Here is a 23,659-nt window from a genome sequence, read left to right on the forward strand (position 1 = left end):
CACTTTGGGCCCGAAAGCGGCCCCATCGCGAGGCAAAGTACGTACTCTCGCGGATCAGGCCGCCGGCAGGAGCAGGCGCGACGGCAGCTGCCGGATGCGGCGGGGCGTGAGTCGCACGAGCACGCGGACGAGCGCGAGTGCGGCACCCTCGCGCCGGGGGCGTCGCGGCAGCCCGTACGCATCGCGCACCGCGCCCGGCAGCAGCGCCGCCGTCATGAGCCGCCCGAGGGGAGCGCCGCGCGCACCCACCACGGCACCGTGCCGCGGGCCGGCCGCAGGATAGCCGCCGCAAGTGCGCGCGCCTCCTCGCCGACGGCGAGCGCGGGCAGCATCCGCTCCCAATACCCCGCGAACTCGGCCCGGGTCGCGGGCCACAGCTCGGGCGGCACCTGCAGGCTCGTGCCGAAGCGTCCCGAGACGGCGTAGACCTCGTCGGCCACCGCATCCGCGAGCGGCGGGGAGAGCGCGTCGTGCACCCGCATCCCGACCTCGTAGAGCGTGGCCGCGACCCACAGCTGCGGCTCGGCGTCGCGCGCTCCCGGGATGCCGGCGTGCGCCCGGTCCACCGCGGCGGCCGCCGTCGCCGCCACCTCGGGAGTGCCGAGGGCGATCGCGTACACGTAGCCGAGCGTGTGGCGCAGCCGCCGCATGGGATCGCTCATGAACCCCGAATACGCGGCGACCGCGTGGCCGACCGTCGGATGCGCGAGCTGCAGCAGCAGCGCCGCACCGCCGCCGAGCACGAGCGAGCCCTCCGCGAGGTAGTCATCGGAGCTGCGCACGGGTCCATCCTCCCGAATGGAGCAGGTAGCATGGCAAACGGTCATTTATCTCGATATCGAACTATCTCGGCGTCGAGACACTCCGACCCCCTCCATCCCCGACGCATTGGAAGAAGCGACAAGCGTGGATCTCTACGAGTACCAGGCCCGCGACATGTTCGAGAAGCACGGGGTTCCTGTGCTCGCCGGCATCGTCGCCGACACCCCCGCCGAGGCGCGCGCCGCGGCCGAGAAGCTGGGCGGTGTGACCGTCGTCAAGGCCCAGGTGAAGACCGGAGGCCGCGGAAAAGCCGGCGGCGTCAAGGTCGCCAAGACCCCCGCGGATGCCGAGGCCGCAGCCGAGGCCATCCTCGGTCTCGACATCAAGGGTCACGTCGTGAAGCGCCTCATGGTCGCTGCCGGCGCCGACATCACGCAGGAGTACTACTTCTCGGTGCTGCTGGACCGGGCCAACCGCTCCTACCTCTCGCTCGCCTCCTTCGAGGGCGGCATGGAGATCGAGCAGCTCGCCGAGGAGCGCCCCGAGGCCCTCGCTCGGGTCGAGGTCGACCCCTCGTCGGCATCACCCTCGACAAGGCGCGCGAGATCGCCGTCGCCGCGAAGTTCCCCGCCGAGCTCGTCGAGAAGGTCGCGCCCGTCTTCGTGAAGCTCTACGAGGTGTACACCGCCGAGGATGCGACGCTCGTCGAGGTGAACCCGCTCGTGCTCACGGGCGCCGGTGACATCGTCGCCCTCGACGGCAAGATCTCGCTCGACGACAACGCGAGCGAGGTGCGCCACCATGAGCACGAGGCGCTCGAAGACAAGGGCGCTGCCGACCCGCTCGAGGCGAAGGCGAAGGCCGCCGGCCTCAACTACGTCAAGCTCGACGGCGAGGTCGGCGTGATCGGCAACGGCGCGGGCCTCGTGATGTCGACGCTCGACGTCGTCGCCTACGCGGGCGAGGCCCACGGCGGCGTGAAGCCCGCCAACTTCCTCGACATCGGGGGCGGCGCATCCGCCGAGGTCATGGCGAACGGCCTGGATGTGATCCTCGGCGACGCGCAGGTCAAGTCGGTGTTCGTGAACGTGTTCGGCGGCATCACCTCGTGTGTCGCCGTCGCGAACGGCATCGTGAAGGCGCTCGAGATGCTCGGCGACGCCGCCACCAAGCCGCTCGTCGTGCGACTCGACGGCAACCAGGTGGAGGAGGGGCGCGCGATCCTCGCGGCCGCGAACCACCCCTCGTGACCATCGCCACCTCCATGGACGACGGCGCCGACAAGGCTGCCGCGCTCGCCGCGTAAGGACGGAAAAACATGTCGATCTTCCTCACCAAGGACTCCAGGGTCATCGTCCAGGGCATCACCGGCGGCGAGGGCACCAAGCACACCGCGCTCATGCTCAAGGCGGGAACCAACATCGTGGGCGGCGTCAACGCCCGCAAGGCCGGCACCACCGTGTCGCACACCGACAAGGACGGCAACGCGCTCGAGCTGCCGGTGTTCGCATCCGTGGCCGAAGCCATCGAGAAGACGGGCGCGGATGTCTCGGTCGCCTTCGTGCCGCCGGCCTTCACCAAGGACGCCATGATCGAGGCCATCGACGCCGAGATCCCGCTGCTCGTGGTGATCACCGAGGGCGTGCCCGTGCAGGACTCCGCCGAGGCGTGGGCCTACGCGCAGTCGAAGGGCAACACGACCCGCATCATCGGCCCGAACTGCCCCGGCATCATCACCCCGGGCGAGGCCCTCGCGGGCATCACACCCGCCAACATCACGGGCAAGGGCCCGATCGGGCTCGTCTCGAAGTCGGGCACGCTGACCTACCAGATGATGTACGAGCTGCGCGACCTGGGCTTCTCGACGGCCATCGGCATCGGCGGCGACCCGGTGATCGGCACGACGCACATTGACGCTCTCGCGGCGTTCGAGGCCGACCCCGAGACGAAGGCGATCGTCATGATCGGCGAGATCGGCGGGGATGCCGAGGAGCGTGCGGCCGAGTTCATCAAGGCGAACGTGACGAAGCCGGTCGTCGGCTACGTCGCGGGCTTCACGGCCCCCGAGGGCAAGACGATGGGTCACGCGGGCGCGATCGTGTCGGGTTCCGCCGGCACGGCGCAGGCCAAGAAGGAGGCCCTCGAGGCCGCCGGCGTGCGCGTCGGCAAGACGCCGTCGGAGACGGCCGCGCTGCTGCGCGAGGTGCTCGCGGGCTGACGCCTCCGCTTTCTCCCCTGAGGGGTCGCAAGGTGCACTCAACACGCCGTTGAGGACGCACATTGCGACCCCTCAGCCGTTCGCCCACCCGACGAGGCAGACTGGCACCATGAGCACCGACGCCCTCCGCCGCAGCACGCCGTCCGCCGAGGGGATCGACGCCGCGGGGATCGAGGCGCTCCTCGACGCATTCGAGGCGCACCCCCACATCCGTCCGCACGGGATGGTGCTGCTGCGTCACGGCGCGGTCGTCGCCGAGGGCTGGTGGCAGCCGTACAGCGCCGACCGCGTGCAGCTGCTGTACTCGCTCAGCAAGAGCTTCACTTCCACGGCTGCGGGCTTCGCGCGCGCCGAAGGCCTGCTCGACCTCGACACCCCGGTGATCGAGTACTTCCCCGAGTACGACCCCGAGATCACCGATCCGCGCACCCGCCGCATGACGGTGCGCCACATCGCCGCGATGGCGAGCGGTCATGCCGGCGAGACGCTCGATCGCGCGCTCGCGGCGGGCGAGGGCGACCTCATCCGGGGCTTCCTGCGCACGCCGCTGGATGCCGAACCCGGCAGCATCTTCGCCTACAACCAGCCGTGCACCTACACGCTCGGCGTGATCGTGCAGCGGGCGGCGGGCCAGACGCTGAGCGACTACCTGCGCCCGCGGCTGTTCGAGCCGCTCGGCATCCGCGACACCTGGTGGGAGCAGGCGCCCCCGGTGTCGAGATCGGCTTCAGCGGCCTGCACGCCACGACCGACGCCGCCGCTCGCCTCGGCCAGCTCTACCTGCAGCGCGGGCGCTGGGGCGACACGCAGCTGCTCGACGCGGAGTGGGTCGACGAGGCGACGCGCGTGCAGGTGGCGACGGATGGCGAGGGCACGATCGACTGGAACCTCGGCTACGGCTTCCAGTTCTGGCAGTCCCAGCACGGCTATCGGGGCGACGGCGCGTACGGCCAGTTCTGCCTCGTGCTGCCGGAGCACGACGCCGTGCTCGCGGTGACCACCGAGTCGACCGCGACCCAGGACCTGCTGCAGGCGGTGTGGTCGCTGCTGCTGCCCGCGTTCGACCGGGAGACGGATGCCGCAGCCGACGTGCGCCTGGCATCCCGCCTCGCGAGCGCGCGGCTGGCGACCCCGGCGCTCGCCCCGCATCCGCGCGACCCCGCAAGTTGGAGCGACGTGGTTTTCTCGGTCGCCGACGCGGACGCCGCGCAGCCGACGAGCTCGGTGCGCGAGGTGCGGTTGCGCCCCGATGGCGAGGGCTGGGTGCTCGTGCTGGTCGATGCGCTCGGTGAACTCGCGTGCCCGGTCGGTGCCGATGGCTGGACGGTCTCGGAGCCCGAGGGCGTGCCGGTCGGCGTGACGGGCGGGTGGGGTGACGCGGGCTTCGAAGCGGAGGTGGCGTTCATCGAGACCCCGCACACGCTGCGGGTGGTGTGCGCGCCGAGCGGGGCGGCGACCACGAGCTGGGTGACCGAGCCGCTCGGGTCGCACGACGTCCGCTCGCTGCGGCGCCTGGGTTGACACTCTCCACAGCGGTGCGCCCGCGGGGGCACGCCGCATGCCAGCCCGTAGGCTGAACGCATGACGACCCCCGCCGCCTGGGTGCCCTCGCCGTCGTGCTCACCGCAGCCCTCGCGCTCAGCGGATGCGGCATCCTGCCGTTCTTCCCGGGCGGAGGCGGAGGCGGTGCCGAGCGACCCGGGCCGACTGGTGAAGACGTCGCGGCCGAGCTCGAGCAGTATTACACGCAGGAGCTCGACTGGTCGGGCTGCGGGGGAAGTGGCATCGACTGCACCGAGGTGACCGTGCCGCTCGACTGGAGCGACCCGACGGGCGACACGATCGAGATCGCCATCGCCCGCCACAAGGCGAAGGGCACCCCGCTCGGCTCGCTGCTCATCAACCCGGGCGGCCCTGGTGGGTCGGGCTACGACTTCGTGCACGACTCGGTGAACTACGTCGTGAGCTCCGACGTGCTCGCGAAGTACGACGTGATCGGCTTCGACCCGCGCGGGGTCAACCACTCGAGTCCCGTCGAGTGCTACACCGACACCGACGATCAAGACGACTACCTCTACGGCACCTACTCCGCGGCCTACGGCACCCAGGGCTGGCTCGACGAACTGACCCAGCGCGAGAAGCGCTGGGCCGCCGCGTGCGAACAGAACACCGGCGCCCTTCTCGGCCACCTGGATGCCGCATCCGTCGCCCGCGACATGGACGTGATCCGTGCCGTGCTCGGCGACACCCAACTGCACTACCTGGGCTACTCCTACGGCACCTACCTCGGCACGATGTACGCCGAGCTGTTCCCCGAGAAGGTCGGGCGCATGGTGCTCGACGGCGCCGTCGACCCGCAGGTGGGCGACCTCGATGCGCTCGCCGTGCAGATGGCCGGGTTCGACTCGGCGCTGCGGGCCTACATGGAGTGGTGCCTGCAGGGATCGGAGTGCCCGTTCCGTGGCAGCACGGATGCGGCACTCGCCTCGGTGCGGCAGATGCTCGACACGGTCGACACCCGTGGCTTCGTCGCCTCCGACGGGCGCGAGCTCGACTCGGCCACCGTCGCGACCGGCATCATCTTCACGCTCTACTCCGATCGCTATTGGAGCGAGTTGTCGAACCTGTTCACCCAGCTGCGTAAGGGTGACGCCGACACGGTGTTCGTCTACGCGGACGCCTACAACGGCCGCAGCCCGAGCGGCTACGAAGACAACTCGATGGACATCTACACGGCCGTGACCTGCAACGAGGGAACGCTCGCGACCGACGGCGTCGACGTGTTCGACGGGCTCGAGAAGATCGACGCGGCGGCCCCCATCCTCGGCCGCTACGCCGCCTACGACGACTACGCCGTGCTCAAGGTCGTCTGCTCCAATTGGCCGGTGCCCACGGCCCAGCTGCCCGAGACCTTCAGCGCCGAGGGAGCCGCGCCCATCATGGTGATCGGCACCACCAACGACCCGGCAACCCCGTACGCGAACGCCGTGTCGCTGGCGAAGCAGCTCTCGAGCGGCTTCCTCGTCAGCTATGAGGGCGAGGGTCACACGATCTACGCGCAGGGTGTGACGTGCATCGACGACACGGTCGACGCGTACCTCATCTCGGGCACCGTGCCGGATGCGGATCCGCGGTGCTAGTCGGCTGAGCGCCGTGGGCGGACGGCGTGGCCGACGATGGCCCCCAGCAGGGCGAACAGGATCGCCGCGAGGAACCACGCGGCGGGTGAGTCGTCGGGCTCACCGCTGACGAACTGACCGATCAGCACTCCCATGCCCACGAGGAACACGATCGCGCCCGGGGCCAGCAGCCCGACAACGAGGATGCGCGGCGTCGCGCGCCTGCGGCTCTGCATCACCGGCCGCGTCCCGCGATACCTGACATGCGAGGATCCCTCCTACTCGGTCCACGCGAGTCTTTCGCGCGTCGTCAGGCCTGTCAACAGCTCCCGCCCGCCTTCGGCGCCTGCGGATTCCGACGGGATCGCGTGAGCGTTGCGCGGCACCCCTGCCTGGCCCCCGCAGTGTCGTAGGGTCGCCACGTGACTCGCCGCCTCACCCTCCTCTTCGCGGGCTTCGAGGCGCTTCTCGTCGCCGCGATCGGCGTCGCGATCCCGCTCTTGCTCGCGACCCTGATGTGGGCGATCCAGTTCGGCTTCGGCCCCGATTGGGCGATCTTCTGGCGCGGGGCGGTCGACGTGTGGCTCATCGGCCATGGGGTGGATGTGACCTTCACGCTCGATGAGCTCACCGCTGCGACGATCGGCGCGCCCGCCGGCACGGTCGTGCTGGTCACGATCGCGGCGCTCGGCTTCGCCCTGCTGACCCTCGTGCTCGGCGTGCGAGCGGGCGCCCGGGTCGCGGAGACCGGGCATCGGCTGCTCGGCGAGCTCACGGCGTTCGTCGTCTTCGGTGGCGCCTCGCTGCTGCTCACGCTCTCGGCCGTGCACCCTGCGGCGCGTCCCTCGATCTGGCAGGGTGCGCTGCTGCCCGCCATCGTCTTCGGGGCGGGCCTCGTGCTCGGGGTGCTGCGCGCGGATGCCGACCGCGGTGCCGAGACGCACGGTCGCCTCGCGACGTGGGTGGCATCCGTGAACCCCCGGGTGCGTGCGGCACTGCGGGCCGCACTCACGGCGGGTGCCGCATCCGTGATGCTCGTGATGCTCGTGAGTGCCGTGACCGCCACGGTCGTGCTCGCGACCGGCTACGCGCAGGTGATCCGGCTGTACGAGGCGCTGCACACCGAGGTGCTCGGCGGCATCGTGCTCACGGCGGGGCAGTTCGCGTTCGTGCCGAACCTCGCGATCTGGGTCGCGTCGTGGTTCGCGGGCCCGGGCTTCGCGCTCGGCGTCGGCTCGCAGGTGTCTCCGCTCGGCACCGCGGTGGGGCCGCTACCGGCGATCCCGCTGCTCGGCGCGCTGCCCTCGGGCGAGCTCTCGTTCGGCTATGTGGGGCTCGCGGTGCCGGTCGTCGCCGCGTTCCTGGCGGCGACCGCGGTGCGCCCGGCGCTCGTGCGTGCTGTGGGCGACGGATCGCGGCTCGCGTGGTCGGCGTTCGTCACGCTCGTCGGCGGTGCGGCCGGGGGCGTGCTGTTCGGAGTGCTCGCGGCGGCTTCGGCGGGCGCGCTGGGCCCCGGCCGCTTCGACCACGTCGGGCCCGATGCGCTCGCGGTGGGTCTCGCCTCGGCGCTCGAGTTCGCGATCGGTCTCGCGCTCGGCTTCGCCGCGGCGTCCGTCCCGTCGCTCCTGCGTCGTCGGCCCTCCGGCCAAACGCTGTAGCGGTTTGCCCCCGGCGCCGGCGATCACAGCGGCTCGACGGCAGGCGCTACAGCGTTTGGAGCCATGCCGCGCCCGGTAGGCTGTGCGCGTGCTGCGTGTCGTCGTCCTCATCTCGGGGGCGGCTCCAACCTTCGCGCGTTGCTCGAGGCGGCGCAGAGCGCCGAGTACCCGGCGCGGGTCGTCGCCGTCGGGGCCGACCGCCAGGCCGACGGGCTCGCGCACGCCGAGCAGTTCGGCATCCCGAGCTTCGTGGTTCCCTTCACCTCGTTCGCGTCGCGTGAGTCGTGGGGCGACGAACTGCTCGCCCAGCTGCGCGAGTGGCAGCCCGACCTCGTCGTGCTGTCGGGCCTCATGCGGCTGCTGCCCGCGCAGCTCGTGGCCGAGTACGCCCCCGCGATCATCAACACGCATCCCGCGTACCTGCCCGAGTTCCCCGGAGCGCACGGTGTGCGCGACGCGCTCGCGGCCGGCGTCACGCAGACGGGTGCGAGCGTCATCGTCGTCGACAACGGTGTCGACACCGGCCCGATCCTCGCCCAGCGGCGGGTGCCGATCGAGCCCGGCGACACCGAGGCCACCCTCCACGAGCGCATCAAGCCCGTCGAGCGCGAGCTGCTGATCCAGACCGTGCGCGACATCGCGACTCACACCATCGACCTCAAGGAGTTTCGTTGAGCGGCCCTGCCATCGACCCCACCCGCTACCGCGATCGCGATCGCGTGCCGATCCGTCGCGCACTCGTGGCCGTCTCCGACAAGACCGGACTCGTCGAGCTCGCCCGCGCGCTCGCCGATGCGGGCGTCGAGATCGTCTCCACCGGCGGCACCTCGAAGGCGATCGCGGATGCCGGCATCCCGGTCACCCAGATCGGCGAGCTGACGGGCTTCCCCGAGCACCTCGACGGCCGCGTGCGCACCCTGCATCCGAAGGTGCACTCGGGGCTGCTCGCCGACCTGCGGCTCGAGAGCCACGAGGCCGAGCTCGCCCAGTTCGGCATCGAGCCGTTCGAGTTGCTCGTGGTGAACCTCTACCCGTTCGCCGAGACCGTCGCCTCGGGCGCGGCCCCGGATGCGGTGATCGAGCAGATCGACATCGGCGGCCCCGCGATGGTGCGCGCGGCAGCCAAGAACCACGCCAACGTCGCGGTCGTCACCTCTCCCGCGCGCTACGACGTGATCGTGGCGGCCCTCGCGGCCGGCGGCACGACGCTCGCCGAGCGTCGCGAGCTCGCGCGTGACGCGTTCCGTCACACGGCCACCTACGACATCGGCGTGGCCAGCTGGATGGGTTCGGTCGTCGCCCCCGACGACGAGGGCTCCGGCTTCCCGGCGTGGACCGGCGCGAGCTGGGAGCGCGCCGACGTGCTGCGCTATGGCGAGAACTCCCACCAGGGCGCCGCGCTCTACCGCAGTCCAGGCGGGCACGGCATCGCCCAGGCCGTGCAGCACGGCGGCAAGGAGATGTCGTACAACAACTACGTCGATGCGGATGCCGCCCTGCGCGCCGCCTACGACCACGACACACCCGCCGTGGCGGTCATCAAGCACGCGAATCCCTGCGGCATCGCGACCGCCGCGACGATCGCCGAAGCGCACGCGCTCGCGCACGCGTGCGATCCGGTGTCGGCGTACGGCGGGGTGATCGCCGCCAATCGCGTCATCACGAAGGAGGCGGCTGCCTCGATCGCGCCGATCTTCACCGAGGTCGTCGTGGCGCCAGGCTTCGAGCCTGAGGCGCTTGAGATCCTGCAGGCCAAGAAGAACCTCCGCCTGCTCGAGCTGCCCGCCGACTACGCGCGATCGGCAACCGAGCTGCGCCAGATCTCCGGCGGCCTGCTGCTGCAGCGCGCCGATGCCCACTTCGCCGACCCCGCCGAGTGGACCCTCGCCGCAGGCGAGCCCGCCGACGAGGCGACGCTCGCCGACCTGGCCTTCGCGTGGCGAGCGGTGCGCGCCGTCAAGTCGAACGCGATCCTGCTCGCCTCCGGCGGCGCCTCGGTCGGCGTCGGCATGGGCCAGGTCAACCGGGTCGACTCCTGCCGTCTCGCCGTCGAGCGCGCGGGGGAGCGGGCGGCCGGATCGGTTGCCGCGTCCGATGCCTTCTTCCCCTTCGATGACGGCCCCCGCATCCTGCTCGAGGCAGGCGTGACGGCGATCGTGCAGCCGGGTGGCTCCATCCGCGACGCCGACGTCATCGCAGCGTGCCAGGAGTACGGCGTCACCCTCTACCTGACGAGCGAGCGGCACTTCTTCCACTGAGTTTGTTCGGCACGGCGGCCGTTCCCGTTCAGCAGGGCCGCCGCACCCGCCCGAAGGGGTGCCGACGCCGTCGGGCTTCGCAACTCAGGAGGAACGTCGCGGATGCGGCACTACGACGCCCGCAGGCACGGGATCTCCTGAGTTGCGAAGCTGACCGGGCGCGGGTCAGGCGAAGAGCGCCTCGATGGGCCCGCGGGCGAAGTAGATGAGGAAGCCGACCGCCACGACCCACAACAGCGGACTCACCTTGCGCGCCTTGCCGCTGAGCGCCTGCACGAGCACCCAGCTGATGAAGCCTGCGCCGATGCCGTTCGCGATCGAGTAGGTGAGCGGCATGACGGTGACCGTGAGGAACACCGGCAGCAGCACCGCGAAGTCGGTGAGGTCGATGTGGCGGATCTGCGACATCATCATGGCGCCCACGATCACGAGCGCGGCGGCCGCGATCTCGGTCGGCACGATCGAGGTGAGCGGCGTGAAGAACATCGCGAGCAGGAACATGGCGCCCGTGATGAGGTTCGCGAAGCCCGTGCGCGCGCCTTCGCCGATGCCCGAACCCGACTCGATGAACACGGTGTTCGAGGAGGATGACGTGAGACCACCCGCGACGGCGCCGACACCCTCCACGATGAGGGCCGACTTGATGCTCGGGAAGTCGCCCTTCTCATCCGCCAAGTTCGCCTCCTTCGCAAGGCCCGTCATGGTGCCCATGGCGTCGAAGAAGTTCGTGAAGACGAGCGTGAACACGAGCATGATGAGCGTCACGATGCCGACCTTGCCGAGGTCGAAGCCGAAGTCGACGGCCCCCACGAGGCTCAGGTCGGGCAGCTGGAACGGCGAGCCGGCGAGCGCCGGAACGGTCAAGCCCCAGCCGCCGGGGTTGACGCCGTCGTCGGAGAACATCGGGCCGATGTGCCAGATCGCCTCGACGATCACCGCGATCACGGTTCCGGTGATCAGGCCGATGAGGATGCCGCCCTTGACGCGCAGCGCGACGAGGATGCCCGTCAGCACGAGGGTGATCACGAACAGCAGCGTCGGGACGGTCGCAACAGACCCGGCGATGCCGAGGCCGACGGGCGGCGACGCCTCACCGGTCGCGGTGACGAAGCCCGAGTTCACGAAGCCGATGAAGGCGATGAACAAGCCGATGCCCACCGTGATGGCGATCTTGAGCGCGAACGGCACCGCGTCGAAGATGAGCTTGCGCAGGCCGGTCGCCGCCAGCAGCACGATCACGAGACCGTTGATCACGACGAGGGCCATGGCTTCGGGCCAGGTCACCTGACCCACGACCGAGAACGCGAGGAAGGCGTTGATGCCGAGGCCGGCGGCGAACGCGAACGGCAGGCGGGTGATGAGACCGAACAGGATCGTCATGACCCCGGCGGTGAGTGCCGTCACGGCACCCAGGGCGGCGAAGTCCAAGGTGTTGCCGTCGACATCCGGCTTCCCCGACAGGATGATCGGGTTGAGGATGACGATGTAGGCCATCGTCACGAAGGTCACGAGTCCGCCGCGCACCTCGGTGCCGATGGTGGACCCGCGTTCCGAGATGCGGAAGAAGCGGTCGAAGGCGGACGTGGGCTGTTTCGACGTGGTGGTGTTCACGAAGGCTCCGGAGATCGAGGCGGGCGAGCGGCAGTGCTCCGGGCCTGAGTCTAGAGCCGCGCAGCCCGCGCTCAGCGCCGATGATCGCGTGTTGCGTCGCGACGGATCGCGGGCATATTCTGTAGGGCTGCTCGGGCATCCCTCCGGGCGGACGAGCTCGCATCACGAGGAGGCATCATGACGTACACCGGCACTTCGCGCCCTGTTCTGGCCGCGATCCCGGTCGTCGGCGCCTCCGTCGCGCGACGCCGTTAGCGGCTCAGCCCGCCCGCCCTTTCGACGGATCCGGAATCCGTCGCCCACGTCCCACGTTCCACCTCCTGTGCGCCGCCGTCTGTGCGCGCCCGTCTCGGATGTCTCATGCCTGATCAGTCGACCCCACCCACCCGCGGCACTGTGCGCACGCTCGCGCGCATCCTGCCGTTCGTCCGTCCCTACCTCGGGCGCACCGTCACGAGCCTCTTCGTGTACGTGGCGCTCACGATGGTGTCGCTCAGCGTGCCCGTCGTGCTGCAGTGGATCATCGACGGCCCACTCACGACCGGCGACGCCCGGCAGGTGTGGCCCGCGGCCGGCATCGTGCTCGGTCTCGGCATCGCCGAGGGGCTGCTCATCATGGTGCGCCGCTTCCTCGTGCTGACCCCCTCGACCCATATCGAGGCGAACATGCGCAACGCGCTCTACGCGAAGCTGCAAGATCTGCCGGTGGCGTTCCACGACCGCTGGCAGTCGGGTCAGCTGCTGTCGCGCTCGATGAGCGATCTCTCCACGATCCGCCGCTGGCTCGCCTTCGGCGTCATCCTGCTGGTCGGCAACGTCGTGGTGATCGTCGTCGGATTCGGCATCCTGTTCACCTGGTCGTGGCAGCTCGCGCTCGTGTTCATCATCGCGTCGATCCCGATGTGGGTCGTCGGGTTCCGCTTCGAGCACCGCTACTCGCTCGTGTCGCGCCGTGCGCAAGACCAGCAGGGCGATCTCGCGACCACCGTCGAGGAGTCCGTGCACGGCATCCGGGTGCTGAAGGCCTTCGGACGCGGCAAGCACAGCCTCGAGAACTTCCTGCGTCAGGCCGAGGAGCTGCGCGGCACCGAGCTCGAGAAGGCGCGCTCGATCGCCGGCCTGTGGCTGTGGCTGCTGCTGATCCCGGATGTGGCGTTCGCCCTGTCGCTGCTCGGTGGCGTCGTGCTCGCCGCGAGCGGGCAGCTGACCGTGGGCGGCCTCATCGCGTTCTTCGCGGCCGCCGCCGTGCTGCGCTGGCCCATCGAGTCGATCGGCTGGTTGCTCTCGATGACCTTCGAGACACGTACCGCCGTCGAGCGCGTCTTCGAGGTGCTCGACGAGCCCAACCCGATCCGCGACCCCGAGCATCCGTCGACCGTCGCCGAGCCGCGCGGCCGGCTCGTGTTCGAGAACGTGCACTTCCGCTACCAGGACTCGCCGCCCTCGGTTCCCGACCTGCTCGACGACGTCGTGCTCGAGGTGGAGCCGGGAGAGACCATGGCGCTCGTCGGGCTCACGGGCTCGGGCAAGACGACGCTCACGGCGCTCGCGACGCGACTGTACGACGTGACGGGCGGGCGCGTGCTGCTCGACGGCGTCGACATCCGGGAGCTCACGCGCGACGAGCTGCGCGCGCGTATCGCGATGGCGTTCGAGGAGGCGACGCTGTTCTCGGCGTCGGTGCGCGAGAACGTGCTGCTGGGTCGCCCCGAGCTCGATCTCGATTCGCCCGAGGCGGATGCCGTGCTCGCCGAGGCGCTCGAGATCGCGCAGGCCGACTTCGTCGAGCGGCTGCCGCTCAGCGCCGACACGACGATCGGCGAGGAGGGGCTGAGCCTCTCGGGCGGGCAGCGGCAGCGGATCGCTCTCGCGCGTGCGATCGCGGCGCGGCCGTCGGTGCTCGTGCTCGACGACCCGCTGTCGGCGCTCGACGTCGACACCGAGGCGCGCGTCGAGGCGGGCCTGCGGCGCGTGCTCGCCTCGACGACGGCGCTCGTGGTCGCGCACCGGCCGTCGACCGTCATGCTCGCCGACCGCGTGGCGCTGCTTGAGAACGGGCGCATCACGGACGTCGGCCGGCACTCGGAACTGCTCGCCCGCAACGAGCACTACCGCTACGTGATCTCGTCGCTCGACGAGGATCGCGAGACCGAACATGAGGAACAGGAGGTGATCGCGTGACGCTCGCAGGTGTGGAGGGCGAGGACCGCCAGGACTACACGCGCGAGGAGAGCCGCGCGATCCGCGCACGCTCCTCGCGGCTGCTCGGCTCGCTGCTGCGACCGCTGCGCGGCCGTGTCGTGGTGGCGATGCTCATCGTCGCCACGAGCACGGCGCTGCAGACCGCCGGCCCCGCCCTCATCGCGTTCGGGATCGACGCGGGTCTGCCCGCCATCCTGAACCACCAGGATGCGATGCCGCTCGCCGTCGTCGTGCTGCTGTACCTGGGCGCCGCGATCGTGGGCGCCGTGCTCATGTGGCATTACACGATGCTGTCGGCGCGCATCAGCCAGGCGTTCCTCTTCGACCTGCGCGGGCGCATCTACCGGCACGCGCAGCTGCTGAGCCTCGAGTTCCACGAGAGCTACACCTCGGGGCGCATCATCGCGCGGCAGACGAACGACCTCGACTCGATCCGCGAACTGCTCGACTCGGGCATCCAGGGCCTCATCCGCGGCGCGCTCTACATGGTGTTCATCGCGGCGACCCTGCTGTTCCTCGACCCGATCTCGGCGCTCGTGATCGCGTGCTCGGTCCCCGTGCTGCTCGTGCTGACGCGCTGGTTCCAGGTGACCTCGCAGCGCGCCTTCCGCGCGACGCGCGTGCACTCGGCGCGCCTCATCGTCAAGTTCGTCGAGACTATGACGGGTATCCGTGCGGTGAAGGCGTTCCGCGCCGAGCAGCGCAACGCGGGCGAGTTCGGTGCCACGAACGAGAGCTACCGCGACGCGAACGCCAAGGCGATCGGCGTGTTCGGCATCTTCGACCCGAGCCTCGTCGTGATCGGCAACATCGTCGTCGCGGTCGTGCTGCTCGTGGGCGGGCTGCGGGTGGCGGATGGCGGGCTCGCCGTGGGCGTGCTGCTCGCGGCCCTCATGTACACGCGGCGCTTCTTCGACCCGATGGAGGAGATGGCGCAGTTCTACAACTCGTACCAGTCGGCATCCGCCGCGCTCGAGAAGATCTCGGGCGTGCTCGAGGAGAGCCCGAGCGTGCCGGATCCGGTGCGCCCCGTCGACCTGTGGACGGCGAAGGGCGCGCTCGACTTCGACGACGTGCGCTTCGCCTACCACGAGGACCGCGTCATCCTGCCCGACTTCGAGCTGCACATCCCTGCCGGGCAGACGGTGGCGCTCGTCGGCTCCACGGGTGCCGGCAAGTCGACGCTCGCGAAGCTCGTCGCGCGGTTCTACGACCCGACCGACGGTGTGGTGCGGCTCGACGGCGTCGACCTGCGCGACGTGCACCCCAAGGATCTGCGCCGCGCGATCGTCATGGTCACCCAGGAGGCGTACCTGTTCTCGGGCACCGTCGCCGACAACATCGCGCTCGGCAAACCGGGGGCGACCCTCGACGAGATCCGGGCTGCAGCGCACGCGGTGGGGGCCGACACCTTCATCGAGGCGCTGCCCCAGGGCTACGACACGGATGTCAACAAGCGTGGCGGCCGCGTCTCGGCGGGCCAGCGGCAGCTGCTGTCGTTCGCGCGCGCGTTCCTCGCGGATCCGGCCGTGCTGATCCTCGACGAGGCCACCGCATCCCTCGACATCCCGAGCGAGCGGTTGGTGCAGGAGGGCCTCACCACCCTGCTGGCCGACCGCACCGCGATCGTCATCGCGCACCGTCTGTCGACGGTCGCGATCGCCGACCGCGTGCTCGTGATGGAGCACGGCCGCATCGTGGAGGACGGCACGCCCGCGGAGCTCATCGGCGGAGACGGCCGCTTCGCGACGCTGCACAAGGCATGGCGGGACTCTCTCGTGTGAGCTGCGGCCGGAGGCTTCGGGACGCGTCCGCTGCGCGGGCGCTCCTCGGCCACCCGACTGTCGAGGTGGTTGAGGAGCCGCACGGCGGCGTCTCGAAACCGCCGCCGTGGGGGCGCTCAGCCGATCGTGTTGACGATCACCGTCAGCACGACGATCACCGCGATCACGCCACCCGCGGCGACCGCGAGCATCGCGACGAGCTTCTTGCGGTCGAGCGTCTCGCGGAATCCGAGCCCGCCCGCCTCGCGCCGCACGAGCCGACGGATCGGCTCGGCGCTCACGTGCAGGTCGACCTCGTCGCGCAGGCTCTGCTTGGGGCCGCCGGTGGGGGCCGCCGACAGGCGCGGCCGGTCGTTCTCCCAGTCGATGTAGCGCGGCGTCTCGATGATCGTGAACTTCGAGTCGATCTCGTCGGTGACGATCTGGTAGCTCGCGGTCTCGGTGAGGTTGGTGCGCGCGATGATCTCCCACCAGCGCGGGTTCTGGATGTCGAGGTCGACGGAGAATCCCTTGGCGGTGCGGGTGAAGACGAAGGCGGTGCCGCTCATGTGCCTCTGCATCATCGCCATGAGGTCATCGGTTCGGGTCATGGCATGAGAGGCTACCGGCCTTCACCGGCGGCGCGAACGCGCCCATTCGGGGATGCCGCGGTGCGCGGCTCAGTCCGGAGCGTGGCGCGCCCGCGCGAGGTCGACGCGGAACACGTGGCCATCCCGCGACCACACGAGCGGCGTGCCCTCGGCGCGGTAGAACTCGAGCGCGCGGCCCTCGTGGCACTGCGGCGGATGCCCGCTCGCCCGCACGACCCGCCACCACGGCACGTCGCTGCCGTAGTACGCCATGACCTGACCGACCCCGCGTGCCGCGCGCGAGCCGATCGCGGCCGCGACGTCGCCGTAGCTCATCACGCGACCCTCGGGGATCGAGGCGACCACCTCGAGCACCGCGCCCACGAAGTCCTCGTTCGGCTGCGGCATCCGGATGTCCTCGCGACTCGCAGGGATGCTAGAGCTTCAGCGCGCCGAGGTTCTCGCCGTAGGGGTCTCGCCCACGACCTCGAACCCGACGGCCTTGAAGAACTGCTCGGGCCCGGCCTCGCCGGAAGCCCACACGACGGTGAGGCGCTCGAAGCCGCGGCGGCGCGCCTCGTCGGCGAGCGCCTGCACGGCGAAGCGTCCGACACCGGAGCCCTGCGCATCCGCTTCGACGTGGATGCGCCAGAGGGCGGCCTTGAGATAGTCCTCGGTCGCGTCGGGGTCGAAGGTGCCCATGACGTAGCCGACGAGATGGTCACCATCGAGGATGACCCGGGGCCAGGAGCCCGCCGGATCGAGGTCCGGCTCGACGTGCACATAGGTCTCGGGGGCGATGAACGCCTCCTGGCCCGGCTTCAATGCGAGGTTGCGGGCCGCGACGATGGTCTGCGCCGTCAGCTCTTCCAGTCTCAGGTCCGCCATTCAGCCAGGCTAACCCTCTCGAGCGCTCGCGCGCATAGATATCTCGATGTCGAGATACCTAGCGGGGCAAGGTAGGCTGGGCGGCGGCTTAAACGCGAAAGCGCATTCAACGAAAGGTTGGCACGTGGTCGACAAGATCAAGGTCGAGGGAACGGTCGTCGAGCTCGACGGCGACGAGATGACGCGCATCATCTGGCAGTTCATCAAGGACCGTCTCATCCACCCCTATCTCGACCTCACGCTCGAGTACTACGACCTCGGCATCGAGCACCGCGACGCGACCGATGACCAGGTCACGATCGACGCGGCGCACGCCATCCAGAAGCACGGTGTGGGCGTGAAGTGCGCCACGATCACCCCCGACGAGGCGCGTGTCGAGGAGTTCGGCCTCAAGAAGATGTGGAAGAGCCCCAACGGCACCATCCGCAACATCCTCGGCGGCGTGATCTTCCGCGAGCCGATCGTCATCTCCAACATCCCGCGCCTCGTGCCTGGCTGGAACAAGCCGATCATCATCGGCCGTCACGCCTTCGGCGACCAGTACCGCGCCACCGACTTCGTGTTCCAGGGTGCGGGCACGCTCACCATGAGCTTCCAGCCGGCCGACGGCTCCGAGGCGCAGAGCTTCGAGGTCTACCAGGCGCCGGATGGCGGCGTCGCCATGGCGATGTACAACCAGGATGCGTCGATCCGCGACTTCGCGCGCGCGAGCTTCAACTACGGGCTCGACCGCGGCTACCCCGTGTACCTCTCGACGAAGAACACCATCCTCAAGGCCTATGACGGCCGCTTCAAGGACCTCTTCCAGGAGGTCTTCGACGCCGAGTACAAGGACAAGTTCGAGGCGGCCGGCCTCACCTACGAGCACCGCCTCATCGACGACATGGTCGCCTCGGCGCTCAAGTGGGAGGGCGGCTACGTCTGGGCCTGCAAGAACTACGACGGCGATGTGCAGTCCGACACCGTCGCGCAGGGTTACGGCTCGCTCGGCCTCATGACCTCGGTGCTCACGACTCCCGACGGCAAGATCGTCGAGGCGGAGGCCGCGCACGGCACGGTCACGCGGCACTACCGTCAGCACCAGGCGGGCAAGCCCACCTCGACCAACCCGATCGCGTCGATCTACGCGTGGACCCGCGGGCTCATGCACCGCGGCAAGCTCGACGGCAACCAGGCGCTCATCACCTTTGCCGAGACGCTCGAGGACGTCGTCGTCAAGACCGTGGAGTCGGGCAAGATGACCAAGGACCTCGCGATGCTCGTCGGCCCCGAGCAGGAGTGGCAGACGACCGAGGAGTTCCTCGCGACGCTCGACGAGAACCTGCAGGAGCGTCTCGCGTAACGTCCCCGAGAGCGCACGTCGCTTTCGCGGAGAGGGGTCGGGTCGAAAGGCCCGACCCCTCGTGCGTACCCGGCGCGTAGCGTGGAGGCATGACAGCCCCCACGACCGTCACCGTCACGGGCGCCGCCGGCCAGATCGGCTACGCGCTGCTGTTCCGCATCGCCTCGGGCGCCATGCTGGGCGACAACCCCGTGCGCCTGCGCCTACTCGAGATCCCGCAGGCCGTCGGCGCCGCGGAGGGCACGGCGATGGAACTCGCGGATGCCGCCTTCCCGCTGCTCGACTCCGTCGACGTCTTCGACGACGCGGATGCGGCATTCGAGGGCGCCGAGGTCGCCCTGCTGGTCGGCGCCCGGCCACGCACCGCGGGCATGGAGCGCAGTGACCTGCTCGCCGCCAACGCCGGGATCTTCGGGCCCCAGGGGCGTGCGATCAACGACCACGCCGCCGACGGCATCCGCGTTCTCGTCGTGGGCAACCCCGCGAACACCAACGCGCTCATCGCGGCCGCCCACGCGCCCGACGTGCCGGCCGAGCGCTTCACGGCGATGACGCGCCTCGACCACAACCGCGGCCTGGCCCAGCTCGCCGCGAAGCTCGACGTCGGCGTCGGGCGGCTGCGGCGCATGACGGTGTGGGGCAACCACTCCACGACCCAGGTGCCCGACCCCTCGCACGTGCTGCTCGACGGTGAGCCCGTCGGCTTCGATGCCGCGTGGCTCGCCGAGCACTTCGTGCCCACGGTCGCGAACCGCGGCGCCGCCATCATCGCGGCGCGCGGGGCATCATCCGCAGCTAGTGCGGCATCCGCGGCGATCGATCACGTGCGCGACTGGGTGCTCGGCACCCCCGAGGGGACTGGGTCTCGGTGGCGCTGCCGAGCCGTGGCGAATACGCCGTGCCCGCGGGGCTCGTGAGCTCGTTCCCCGCCGTCTCGGTCGACGGAGCGTGGCGCGTGGTCGAGGGCCTCGAGTCGTCGGATGCCGTGCGCAGCGGGCTCGCCGCGTCGGTCGCCGAACTCGCGGCCGAGCGCGACGCCGTGCGGGCGCTCCGGCTGTTGCCGCAGTAGGGGATCGCGCCAGCCGAAGCGCGTCTCAGTAGAAGGCCTCGCCGCGCTCCATCATCTCCACGAAGCGGCGGGCGTTGCGTTCGCGCGTCTCGGGCCGCTTGGCCTGCGAGATGCGGAAGATGAAAGCCCAGCGGTTCTGCGCGGTGAGCGTCGAGAAGAACGCGGATGCCGTGGGGCTTTTGTCGAGCGCTGCCTGCAGCTCGGGCGGCACCGCGGCATCCTTCTGACGGTAGGCGGCGTCCCAGCGCCCGTCTGCCTTCGCGCGGTCGATCTCCGCCTGACCCGCGGCGCGCATCCGCCCCTCGGCGATGAGCCGGGCCACGTGGTCTTGATTGATCTGCGACCACGGGCTGCGCGCGCGGCGGGGTGTGTACGCCTGCAGGCTGTAGTTCTCGTCGAACGCGCCGGCCTGCCCGTCGATCCAGCCGAAGCACAGGGCGACATCGAGCGCCTGCTGGCGGGTGATGCCGGGCACGTCCGCCTTGGCCTTGAGGATCTTGACCCGCACGCCGTCGTGCGGTGGGTCGTTCTCGAGAAAGGCCTCCCACTCGCGCCAATCGGTGAAGTGCAGGATCGGCTTCTCGGCGAACGACGACATGCCGCACACGATACGGGCCCCGGATGACACGCATCCAGGGCCCGATCGCCGTTGTTACGCCTCGGCGGGCTCGGCGTGCGCCTCGATCTGCTCGCTGCGGGCGCTCGTCTGCACCTCGATCTTGCGCGGCTTCGCGGCCTCGCTGACCGGGATGACGACGCTCAGCACACCGTTCTCGTAGCTTGCCGAGATGGCGGCGATGTCGACGCCCTGCCCGAGGTTGAGCTGGCGCAGGAACGATCCGCCCGACCGCTCGCGCGCGATCCACTTGACGCCCTCGACGCTGCGCGGGGTGCGCTCAGCGCGGATGGTGAGCAGCTGCCCGTCGACGTCGATGTCGACGCTGCCCGGGTCGATGCCCGGCAGGTCGGCGTTGAGCACGTAGTGGTCGCCGTCGCGGTAGAGGTCCATCGGCATCAGCCGCGGACCCTGACGGGTGTCGAGGAGCTGGCCGGCGACACGGTCGAGCTCGCGGAACGGGTCGAAGAACATGGTCATCGGATACCTCCAGATTTTCAGATGTGAGTCGTGGTGACTCAACTTCTCGATATCTGTTTTAGCACTCGGAGGTAGAGAGTGCCAGCCTGCTCGCGCAGGGCGAACGGGTCTGCCTCGCAGGCAAACTCGCCTGTGTCGACACGCGGAATCGCGGCCCCTCGCGCGGGGCCGCGATTCCGGTCGGCGCTGCGGATTACCGCAGCGCAAAAAACACTCAGTAACCCAGGAAGACGTCGGTGCGGATGCGGCGCACGCCCGCCGCGCGGAGCGCCCGCCGCAGGCGCGCCACGTCGCGCGGCGCGCCGGAGAGATACACGGTGCGCGACGTGACATCCGGGATCGCCCGGCGCACGGCAGAGGCGTCGAGCGCATCCGTTCCGAGCCACGTGCAGTGGGCAGGCAGGTCACCCGGGTCGTCGGGGCACAGCACGCTCACGCGGCACCCCGTGGCGGCGAGCTCGTCGCGGTAGGCGAGTTCGGACGCCGAGCGCACCGCGTAGACGACCTCGACATCGGAGGCGCGCGCCTCGCGCGCGAGGGCGCCGAGGTGCGCGACGAACGGCGTGACCCCGATGCCGGCCGCGACGAAGGCGAGTTTCGCATCCGGCGTGCGCGGCAGGGTGAAATCCCCCAGACGCCCGTGGCGCGCACCCGTGCGCCGGGCACGAGTGCGAGCAGCGCGCGCTTGAAGCTCGAGGCCTCGTCGCGGATTCGCACGCCGATCGTGAGCTCGGCGTCACCGGGCGCGGAGGTGATCGAGAACACCCGCCGGATGCCGCGGGCATCGGGGTGCGGATGCGGAAGCGTGAGCTCGAGGTACTGTCCGGCATCGAAGCGCAGCGGTGCCATCGGCCGGAAGCGGAACTCCCACGCGGTCGGGGTGAGCTGCCGTCTGCCGATGAACTCAAGCCGAACGGCTCGCCGCTGTCCGAGCAGGAACGCGAGCACCCCGCCGATCACGAGGGCGAGCTCCGGCGTCGTGCGGAACGGCCCGACGGTGTACGGCACCGTCGCGAGCAGCGCCACCACGACGGCATAGGCCAGGCGCTGCCAGCGTCGTGGCGGCAGGGTCAGCGGTTCGCTCAGCATGTACCCGGCGGCGAAGACGAGCGGGCCGGAGAGGAAGGTGAGCGACAGCGCCGCGGGCAGGTCGCCCCCGCGCCCAGCACGACGGCGATCTGCACGGCAGCGCCCACGGCGAGGAACAGCACCCCCATGCCGAGACGCCGCGTGCGCCACAGGATGAGCAGCGCGCCGAGCGCGACCGCGGGCAGCATCGCGGCTGTGCCGACCCACCACGACGAGAAGGCCAGCCCGCTCACGCCCGCGACGAGCGCTCCGAGTGCCGCGGGGTTCACGAGGTGCCGGCCGCGCCAGGCGATGAGGTACTTCGACGCCGCCGCGATCGCCGCCGCCGCGACGAGCCCGAGCAGCCCCGCCGGCTCGCGCGTCGGCTCGAGCACGAACAGCAGCAGGAGGGCCGTGATGATGCCGGACTCGGTGAGCGGTCGACTGCGGAAGGCGATGCCCAGCACCTGGTTCGCGATCCAGGAGGTGGCCACGAGCACGACGGTCGACACGAGGATCGCGAGCGGGTCGATCGAGATGACGCCGGTGAGGGCGAGCACGAGGGCGAGCGCGGTGAGCACACCGAGGATGCCGATCATCAGCAGGTACATCGTGACGCGGCCGAGCAGCGCATCCAGTCGCGCGATCATGCGAACACCTCTCCGGGGAAGTCGGGGCTCGCCTCGAGCGCGCCGTCGTGCAGCATCCTGACCCACGCGATGCTCCTGCGGCTGAGCCAGGCCGGATCGACATCGAAGAACAGCGCCGTCGCCGCCCCGTCGGCCGTGAGGTCGTCGGAGGCGACCGCCCAGGTCGCGACGACCTCGCGTGCGGGAAGGCCGGTCACGGCATCGAGCACGTGGTGGCGGTCACCGACCACGCGGCGGTTGCCCGCGCTCGCCGAGAGCGCGCCGTCGCGCAGCTCGGCGATGCCGACAGCCTTGGACGGGTGGGCCGGATGCTCGAGCGCGATGCGCATGGGCACGTCGCGGATGCGCAGATCGCCCGATCCGTCGACGACCGAGCGGGCGATCCCCGCGTCGGCGAGCAGCTCGCTCACGAGGTCGACGAGCAGCCCCTTGCCTGCGGCTCCCATGTCGAGCAGCACGGGGGAGGAGGTGGCCAGGTGGGTGCCGTCCCAGGCGAGCGCGTCCTGCCAGCGCGGCACGGCATCCGGGATCCCCGCGAGCCGCGGGCCGAAGCCGGATGCGGCGAGGGCTCCGCCGACGAGAGGCGAGACGCGCCCGCGGGTCGCGGCATAGAGCTCCGCGTAGAGCCCGAGGAGCGGCGCGGCCTCCTCGGGAAGGCAGTGGTGCCCCGGCTCGCGGGCGATGCGGGACACGAGGGAGTCGTCGCGGTAGCGCGACCATGCCCGGTCGAAGCGCTCGACGCGGTCGGCGACGGCCGCGCGCACGTGCTCCCCGAGCGGCTCCTCGGTGTCGATGCGCCACGGGGTGCCGAGCGCGTCGAAACGCCAGGCGGCGGGGAGGGGGTCGGAGATCACGGCCGGTCGGGCGCGCGGAGGGGAGGGGCCGTTCAGCCCTCGAGCGCCTCGGCCTTGATCGACTCGATCGCCTTGGTGAAGCCCCCGCTCGTGAGCGAGGAGCCGGCGACGCGCGAGACGTCGAGGGTGTCGATGTCCTTGCCGACGATGACGTCGGAGATGCCGCCGGCGAACTTCTGCTGGAAGCCCTTCGCCTGCGGGTCGTCGGCCTCGGGGGTCACGGTGACGGCGGTGACGGCGTCGTCCTTCAAGGTGAGCTCGACCTTGACCGACTGCTCGCCGGCGGGGGAGATGTAGCTGCCCTCGGCGGAGTAGTCGCCATCCGCGTAGGACGCCGAGGTGTCGACCATCGCGTCGGCGGCTCCACCGGCGCACCCCGCGAGGGTGAGCAGGCCGAGTCCGGCGGTTCCGACGGCCGCCAGACGGGCGGTGGCGAGGCGAGGGGAGGTCGTCATGCGGTTCAGAATGTCAGCGAATCCTTGGTCGCGGCTGGCAATCTCCATGATTCCGC

At 70.4% G+C, this 23,659-nt stretch carries 22 protein-coding genes and 4 pseudogenes; 12 read left to right on the plus strand and 14 right to left on the minus strand.

Annotated elements, in window-relative coordinates; genetic code table 11:
- Window positions 1-54: 54 nt before the first annotated feature.
- Window positions 55-216 (minus strand): hypothetical protein, encoded by a 162-nt coding sequence (locus QQK29_RS08600; RefSeq protein ID WP_284299516.1) that lies wholly within the window; start codon window positions 214-216, stop codon window positions 55-57.
- On the minus strand, window positions 213-782 hold the full coding sequence (locus QQK29_RS08605; RefSeq protein ID WP_284299518.1) for an oxygenase MpaB family protein: 570 nt from the start codon (window positions 780-782) through the stop codon (window positions 213-215). The genes QQK29_RS08600 and QQK29_RS08605 overlap by 4 nt, the downstream gene beginning before the upstream one ends.
- Window positions 783-906: 124 nt before the next feature.
- On the opposite strand from QQK29_RS08605, the pseudogene sucC reads away from it, so the two are divergent.
- The 5 genes and pseudogenes from sucC (at window position 907) to QQK29_RS08630 (ending at window position 6,120) form a co-directional block, all read left to right on the plus strand.
- Window positions 907-2,068: pseudogene (sucC, locus tag QQK29_RS08610) on the plus strand (ADP-forming succinate--CoA ligase subunit beta).
- A gap of 12 nt (window positions 2,069-2,080) precedes the next feature.
- Window positions 2,081-2,980 (plus strand): succinate--CoA ligase subunit alpha, encoded by a 900-nt coding sequence (sucD, locus tag QQK29_RS08615; protein ID WP_284299520.1) that lies wholly within the window; start codon window positions 2,081-2,083, stop codon window positions 2,978-2,980.
- A 109-nt stretch (window positions 2,981-3,089) separates the two neighbouring features.
- Window positions 3,090-3,977, plus strand: a complete 888-nt coding sequence (locus tag QQK29_RS08620; RefSeq protein WP_284299522.1) for a serine hydrolase domain-containing protein — start codon at window positions 3,090-3,092, stop codon at window positions 3,975-3,977.
- The gene (locus QQK29_RS08625) at window positions 3,965-4,501 is read left to right on the plus strand and encodes a hypothetical protein (RefSeq protein ID WP_284299524.1); all 537 of its coding nucleotides are present in this window, start codon (window positions 3,965-3,967) and stop codon (window positions 4,499-4,501) included. The genes QQK29_RS08620 and QQK29_RS08625 overlap by 13 nt, the downstream gene beginning before the upstream one ends.
- 95 nt (window positions 4,502-4,596) lie before the next feature.
- Window positions 4,597-6,120, plus strand: coding sequence for an alpha/beta hydrolase (locus tag QQK29_RS08630; RefSeq protein WP_284299525.1), 1,524 nt, complete (start codon window positions 4,597-4,599; stop codon window positions 6,118-6,120).
- Here the strand turns inward: QQK29_RS08630 and QQK29_RS08635 are convergent.
- Window positions 6,117-6,335 (minus strand): hypothetical protein, encoded by a 219-nt coding sequence (locus QQK29_RS08635; RefSeq protein WP_284299528.1) that lies wholly within the window; start codon window positions 6,333-6,335, stop codon window positions 6,117-6,119. The two genes, QQK29_RS08630 and QQK29_RS08635, sit on opposite strands and share 4 nt — an antisense overlap.
- Before the next feature lie 186 nt (window positions 6,336-6,521).
- Between QQK29_RS08635 and QQK29_RS08640 the strand changes: the two genes are divergently transcribed.
- From QQK29_RS08640 to purH, 3 genes and pseudogenes are all read left to right on the plus strand, one after another.
- The gene (locus QQK29_RS08640) at window positions 6,522-7,757 is read left to right on the plus strand and encodes a cell division protein PerM (protein WP_284299529.1); all 1,236 of its coding nucleotides are present in this window, start codon (window positions 6,522-6,524) and stop codon (window positions 7,755-7,757) included.
- Window positions 7,758-7,845: 88 nt separating this feature from the next.
- Window positions 7,846-8,432: pseudogene (purN, locus tag QQK29_RS08645) on the plus strand (phosphoribosylglycinamide formyltransferase).
- Window positions 8,429-10,015, plus strand: a complete 1,587-nt coding sequence (gene purH / locus QQK29_RS08650; RefSeq protein ID WP_284299531.1) for a bifunctional phosphoribosylaminoimidazolecarboxamide formyltransferase/IMP cyclohydrolase — start codon at window positions 8,429-8,431, stop codon at window positions 10,013-10,015. Before purN ends, purH begins: the two are co-directional and overlap by 4 nt.
- A gap of 165 nt (window positions 10,016-10,180) precedes the next feature.
- On the opposite strand, the gene QQK29_RS08655 is transcribed toward purH, so the two are convergent.
- A complete protein-coding gene (locus QQK29_RS08655) occupies window positions 10,181-11,626 on the minus strand; it encodes an NCS2 family permease (protein ID WP_284299533.1) in 1,446 nt (481 codons plus the stop codon).
- Window positions 11,627-11,986: 360 nt separating this feature from the next.
- On the opposite strand from QQK29_RS08655, the gene QQK29_RS08660 reads away from it, so the two are divergent.
- Window positions 11,987-13,807, plus strand: a complete 1,821-nt coding sequence (locus tag QQK29_RS08660) for an ABC transporter ATP-binding protein (protein WP_284299535.1) — start codon at window positions 11,987-11,989, stop codon at window positions 13,805-13,807.
- The gene (locus QQK29_RS08665; RefSeq protein WP_284299537.1) at window positions 13,804-15,612 is read left to right on the plus strand and encodes an ABC transporter ATP-binding protein; all 1,809 of its coding nucleotides are present in this window, start codon (window positions 13,804-13,806) and stop codon (window positions 15,610-15,612) included. The genes QQK29_RS08660 and QQK29_RS08665 overlap by 4 nt, the downstream gene beginning before the upstream one ends.
- A 116-nt stretch (window positions 15,613-15,728) precedes the next feature.
- Here QQK29_RS08665 and QQK29_RS08670 read toward each other — a convergent pair whose 3' ends face one another.
- The 3 genes from QQK29_RS08670 to QQK29_RS08680 form a co-directional block, all read right to left on the minus strand.
- Window positions 15,729-16,202, minus strand: coding sequence for a hypothetical protein (locus QQK29_RS08670; protein ID WP_284299539.1), 474 nt, complete (start codon window positions 16,200-16,202; stop codon window positions 15,729-15,731).
- 69 nt (window positions 16,203-16,271) lie between these two features.
- Window positions 16,272-16,589, minus strand: a complete 318-nt coding sequence (locus QQK29_RS08675) for an MGMT family protein (RefSeq protein WP_284299541.1) — start codon at window positions 16,587-16,589, stop codon at window positions 16,272-16,274.
- 36 nt (window positions 16,590-16,625) lie between these two features.
- Window positions 16,626-17,069 carry a GNAT family N-acetyltransferase gene (locus QQK29_RS08680; protein ID WP_348533839.1) on the minus strand — a complete coding sequence of 148 codons (444 nt, stop codon included), beginning with the start codon at window positions 17,067-17,069 and terminating at the stop codon, window positions 16,626-16,628.
- Between the two features lie 124 nt (window positions 17,070-17,193).
- On the opposite strand from QQK29_RS08680, the gene QQK29_RS08685 reads away from it, so the two are divergent.
- Together QQK29_RS08685 and QQK29_RS08690 are read left to right on the plus strand one after the other, a co-directional pair.
- Window positions 17,194-18,411 (plus strand): NADP-dependent isocitrate dehydrogenase, encoded by a 1,218-nt coding sequence (locus tag QQK29_RS08685; protein WP_284299543.1) that lies wholly within the window; start codon window positions 17,194-17,196, stop codon window positions 18,409-18,411.
- A gap of 89 nt (window positions 18,412-18,500) precedes the next feature.
- Window positions 18,501-19,480: pseudogene (locus tag QQK29_RS08690) on the plus strand (malate dehydrogenase).
- 25 nt (window positions 19,481-19,505) lie between these two features.
- On the opposite strand, the gene QQK29_RS08695 reads toward QQK29_RS08690, so the two are convergent.
- From QQK29_RS08695 to QQK29_RS08725, 7 genes and pseudogenes are all read right to left on the minus strand, one after another.
- The gene (locus QQK29_RS08695; RefSeq protein WP_284299545.1) at window positions 19,506-20,078 is read right to left on the minus strand and encodes a YdeI/OmpD-associated family protein; all 573 of its coding nucleotides are present in this window, start codon (window positions 20,076-20,078) and stop codon (window positions 19,506-19,508) included.
- Between the two features lie 54 nt (window positions 20,079-20,132).
- The gene (locus QQK29_RS08700; protein WP_284299547.1) at window positions 20,133-20,576 is read right to left on the minus strand and encodes an Hsp20/alpha crystallin family protein; all 444 of its coding nucleotides are present in this window, start codon (window positions 20,574-20,576) and stop codon (window positions 20,133-20,135) included.
- Window positions 20,577-20,790: 214 nt separating this feature from the next.
- Window positions 20,791-21,012 (minus strand): hypothetical protein, encoded by a 222-nt coding sequence (locus QQK29_RS08705; RefSeq protein ID WP_284299549.1) that lies wholly within the window; start codon window positions 21,010-21,012, stop codon window positions 20,791-20,793.
- A 72-nt stretch (window positions 21,013-21,084) separates the two neighbouring features.
- Window positions 21,085-21,210: pseudogene (locus tag QQK29_RS17935) on the minus strand (hypothetical protein); the annotation flags it as partial.
- Window positions 21,211-21,658: 448 nt separating this feature from the next.
- The gene (locus QQK29_RS08715) at window positions 21,659-22,294 is read right to left on the minus strand and encodes a hypothetical protein (RefSeq protein ID WP_284299551.1); all 636 of its coding nucleotides are present in this window, start codon (window positions 22,292-22,294) and stop codon (window positions 21,659-21,661) included.
- Window positions 22,291-23,148, minus strand: coding sequence for an FAD:protein FMN transferase (locus QQK29_RS08720; protein WP_284299553.1), 858 nt, complete (start codon window positions 23,146-23,148; stop codon window positions 22,291-22,293). Before QQK29_RS08720 ends, QQK29_RS08715 begins: the two co-directional genes overlap by 4 nt.
- Window positions 23,149-23,180: 32 nt before the next feature.
- Complete coding sequence (locus tag QQK29_RS08725; RefSeq protein WP_284299555.1) at window positions 23,181-23,603, minus strand: FMN-binding protein; 423 nt, start codon at window positions 23,601-23,603, stop codon at window positions 23,181-23,183.
- Between the last annotated feature and the right edge of the window lie 56 nt (window positions 23,604-23,659).

It is taken from the genome of Homoserinibacter gongjuensis (assembly GCF_030161875.1).
In the GTDB taxonomy this organism is placed as follows: Bacteria; Actinomycetota; Actinomycetes; order Actinomycetales; family Microbacteriaceae; genus Homoserinibacter; species Homoserinibacter gongjuensis.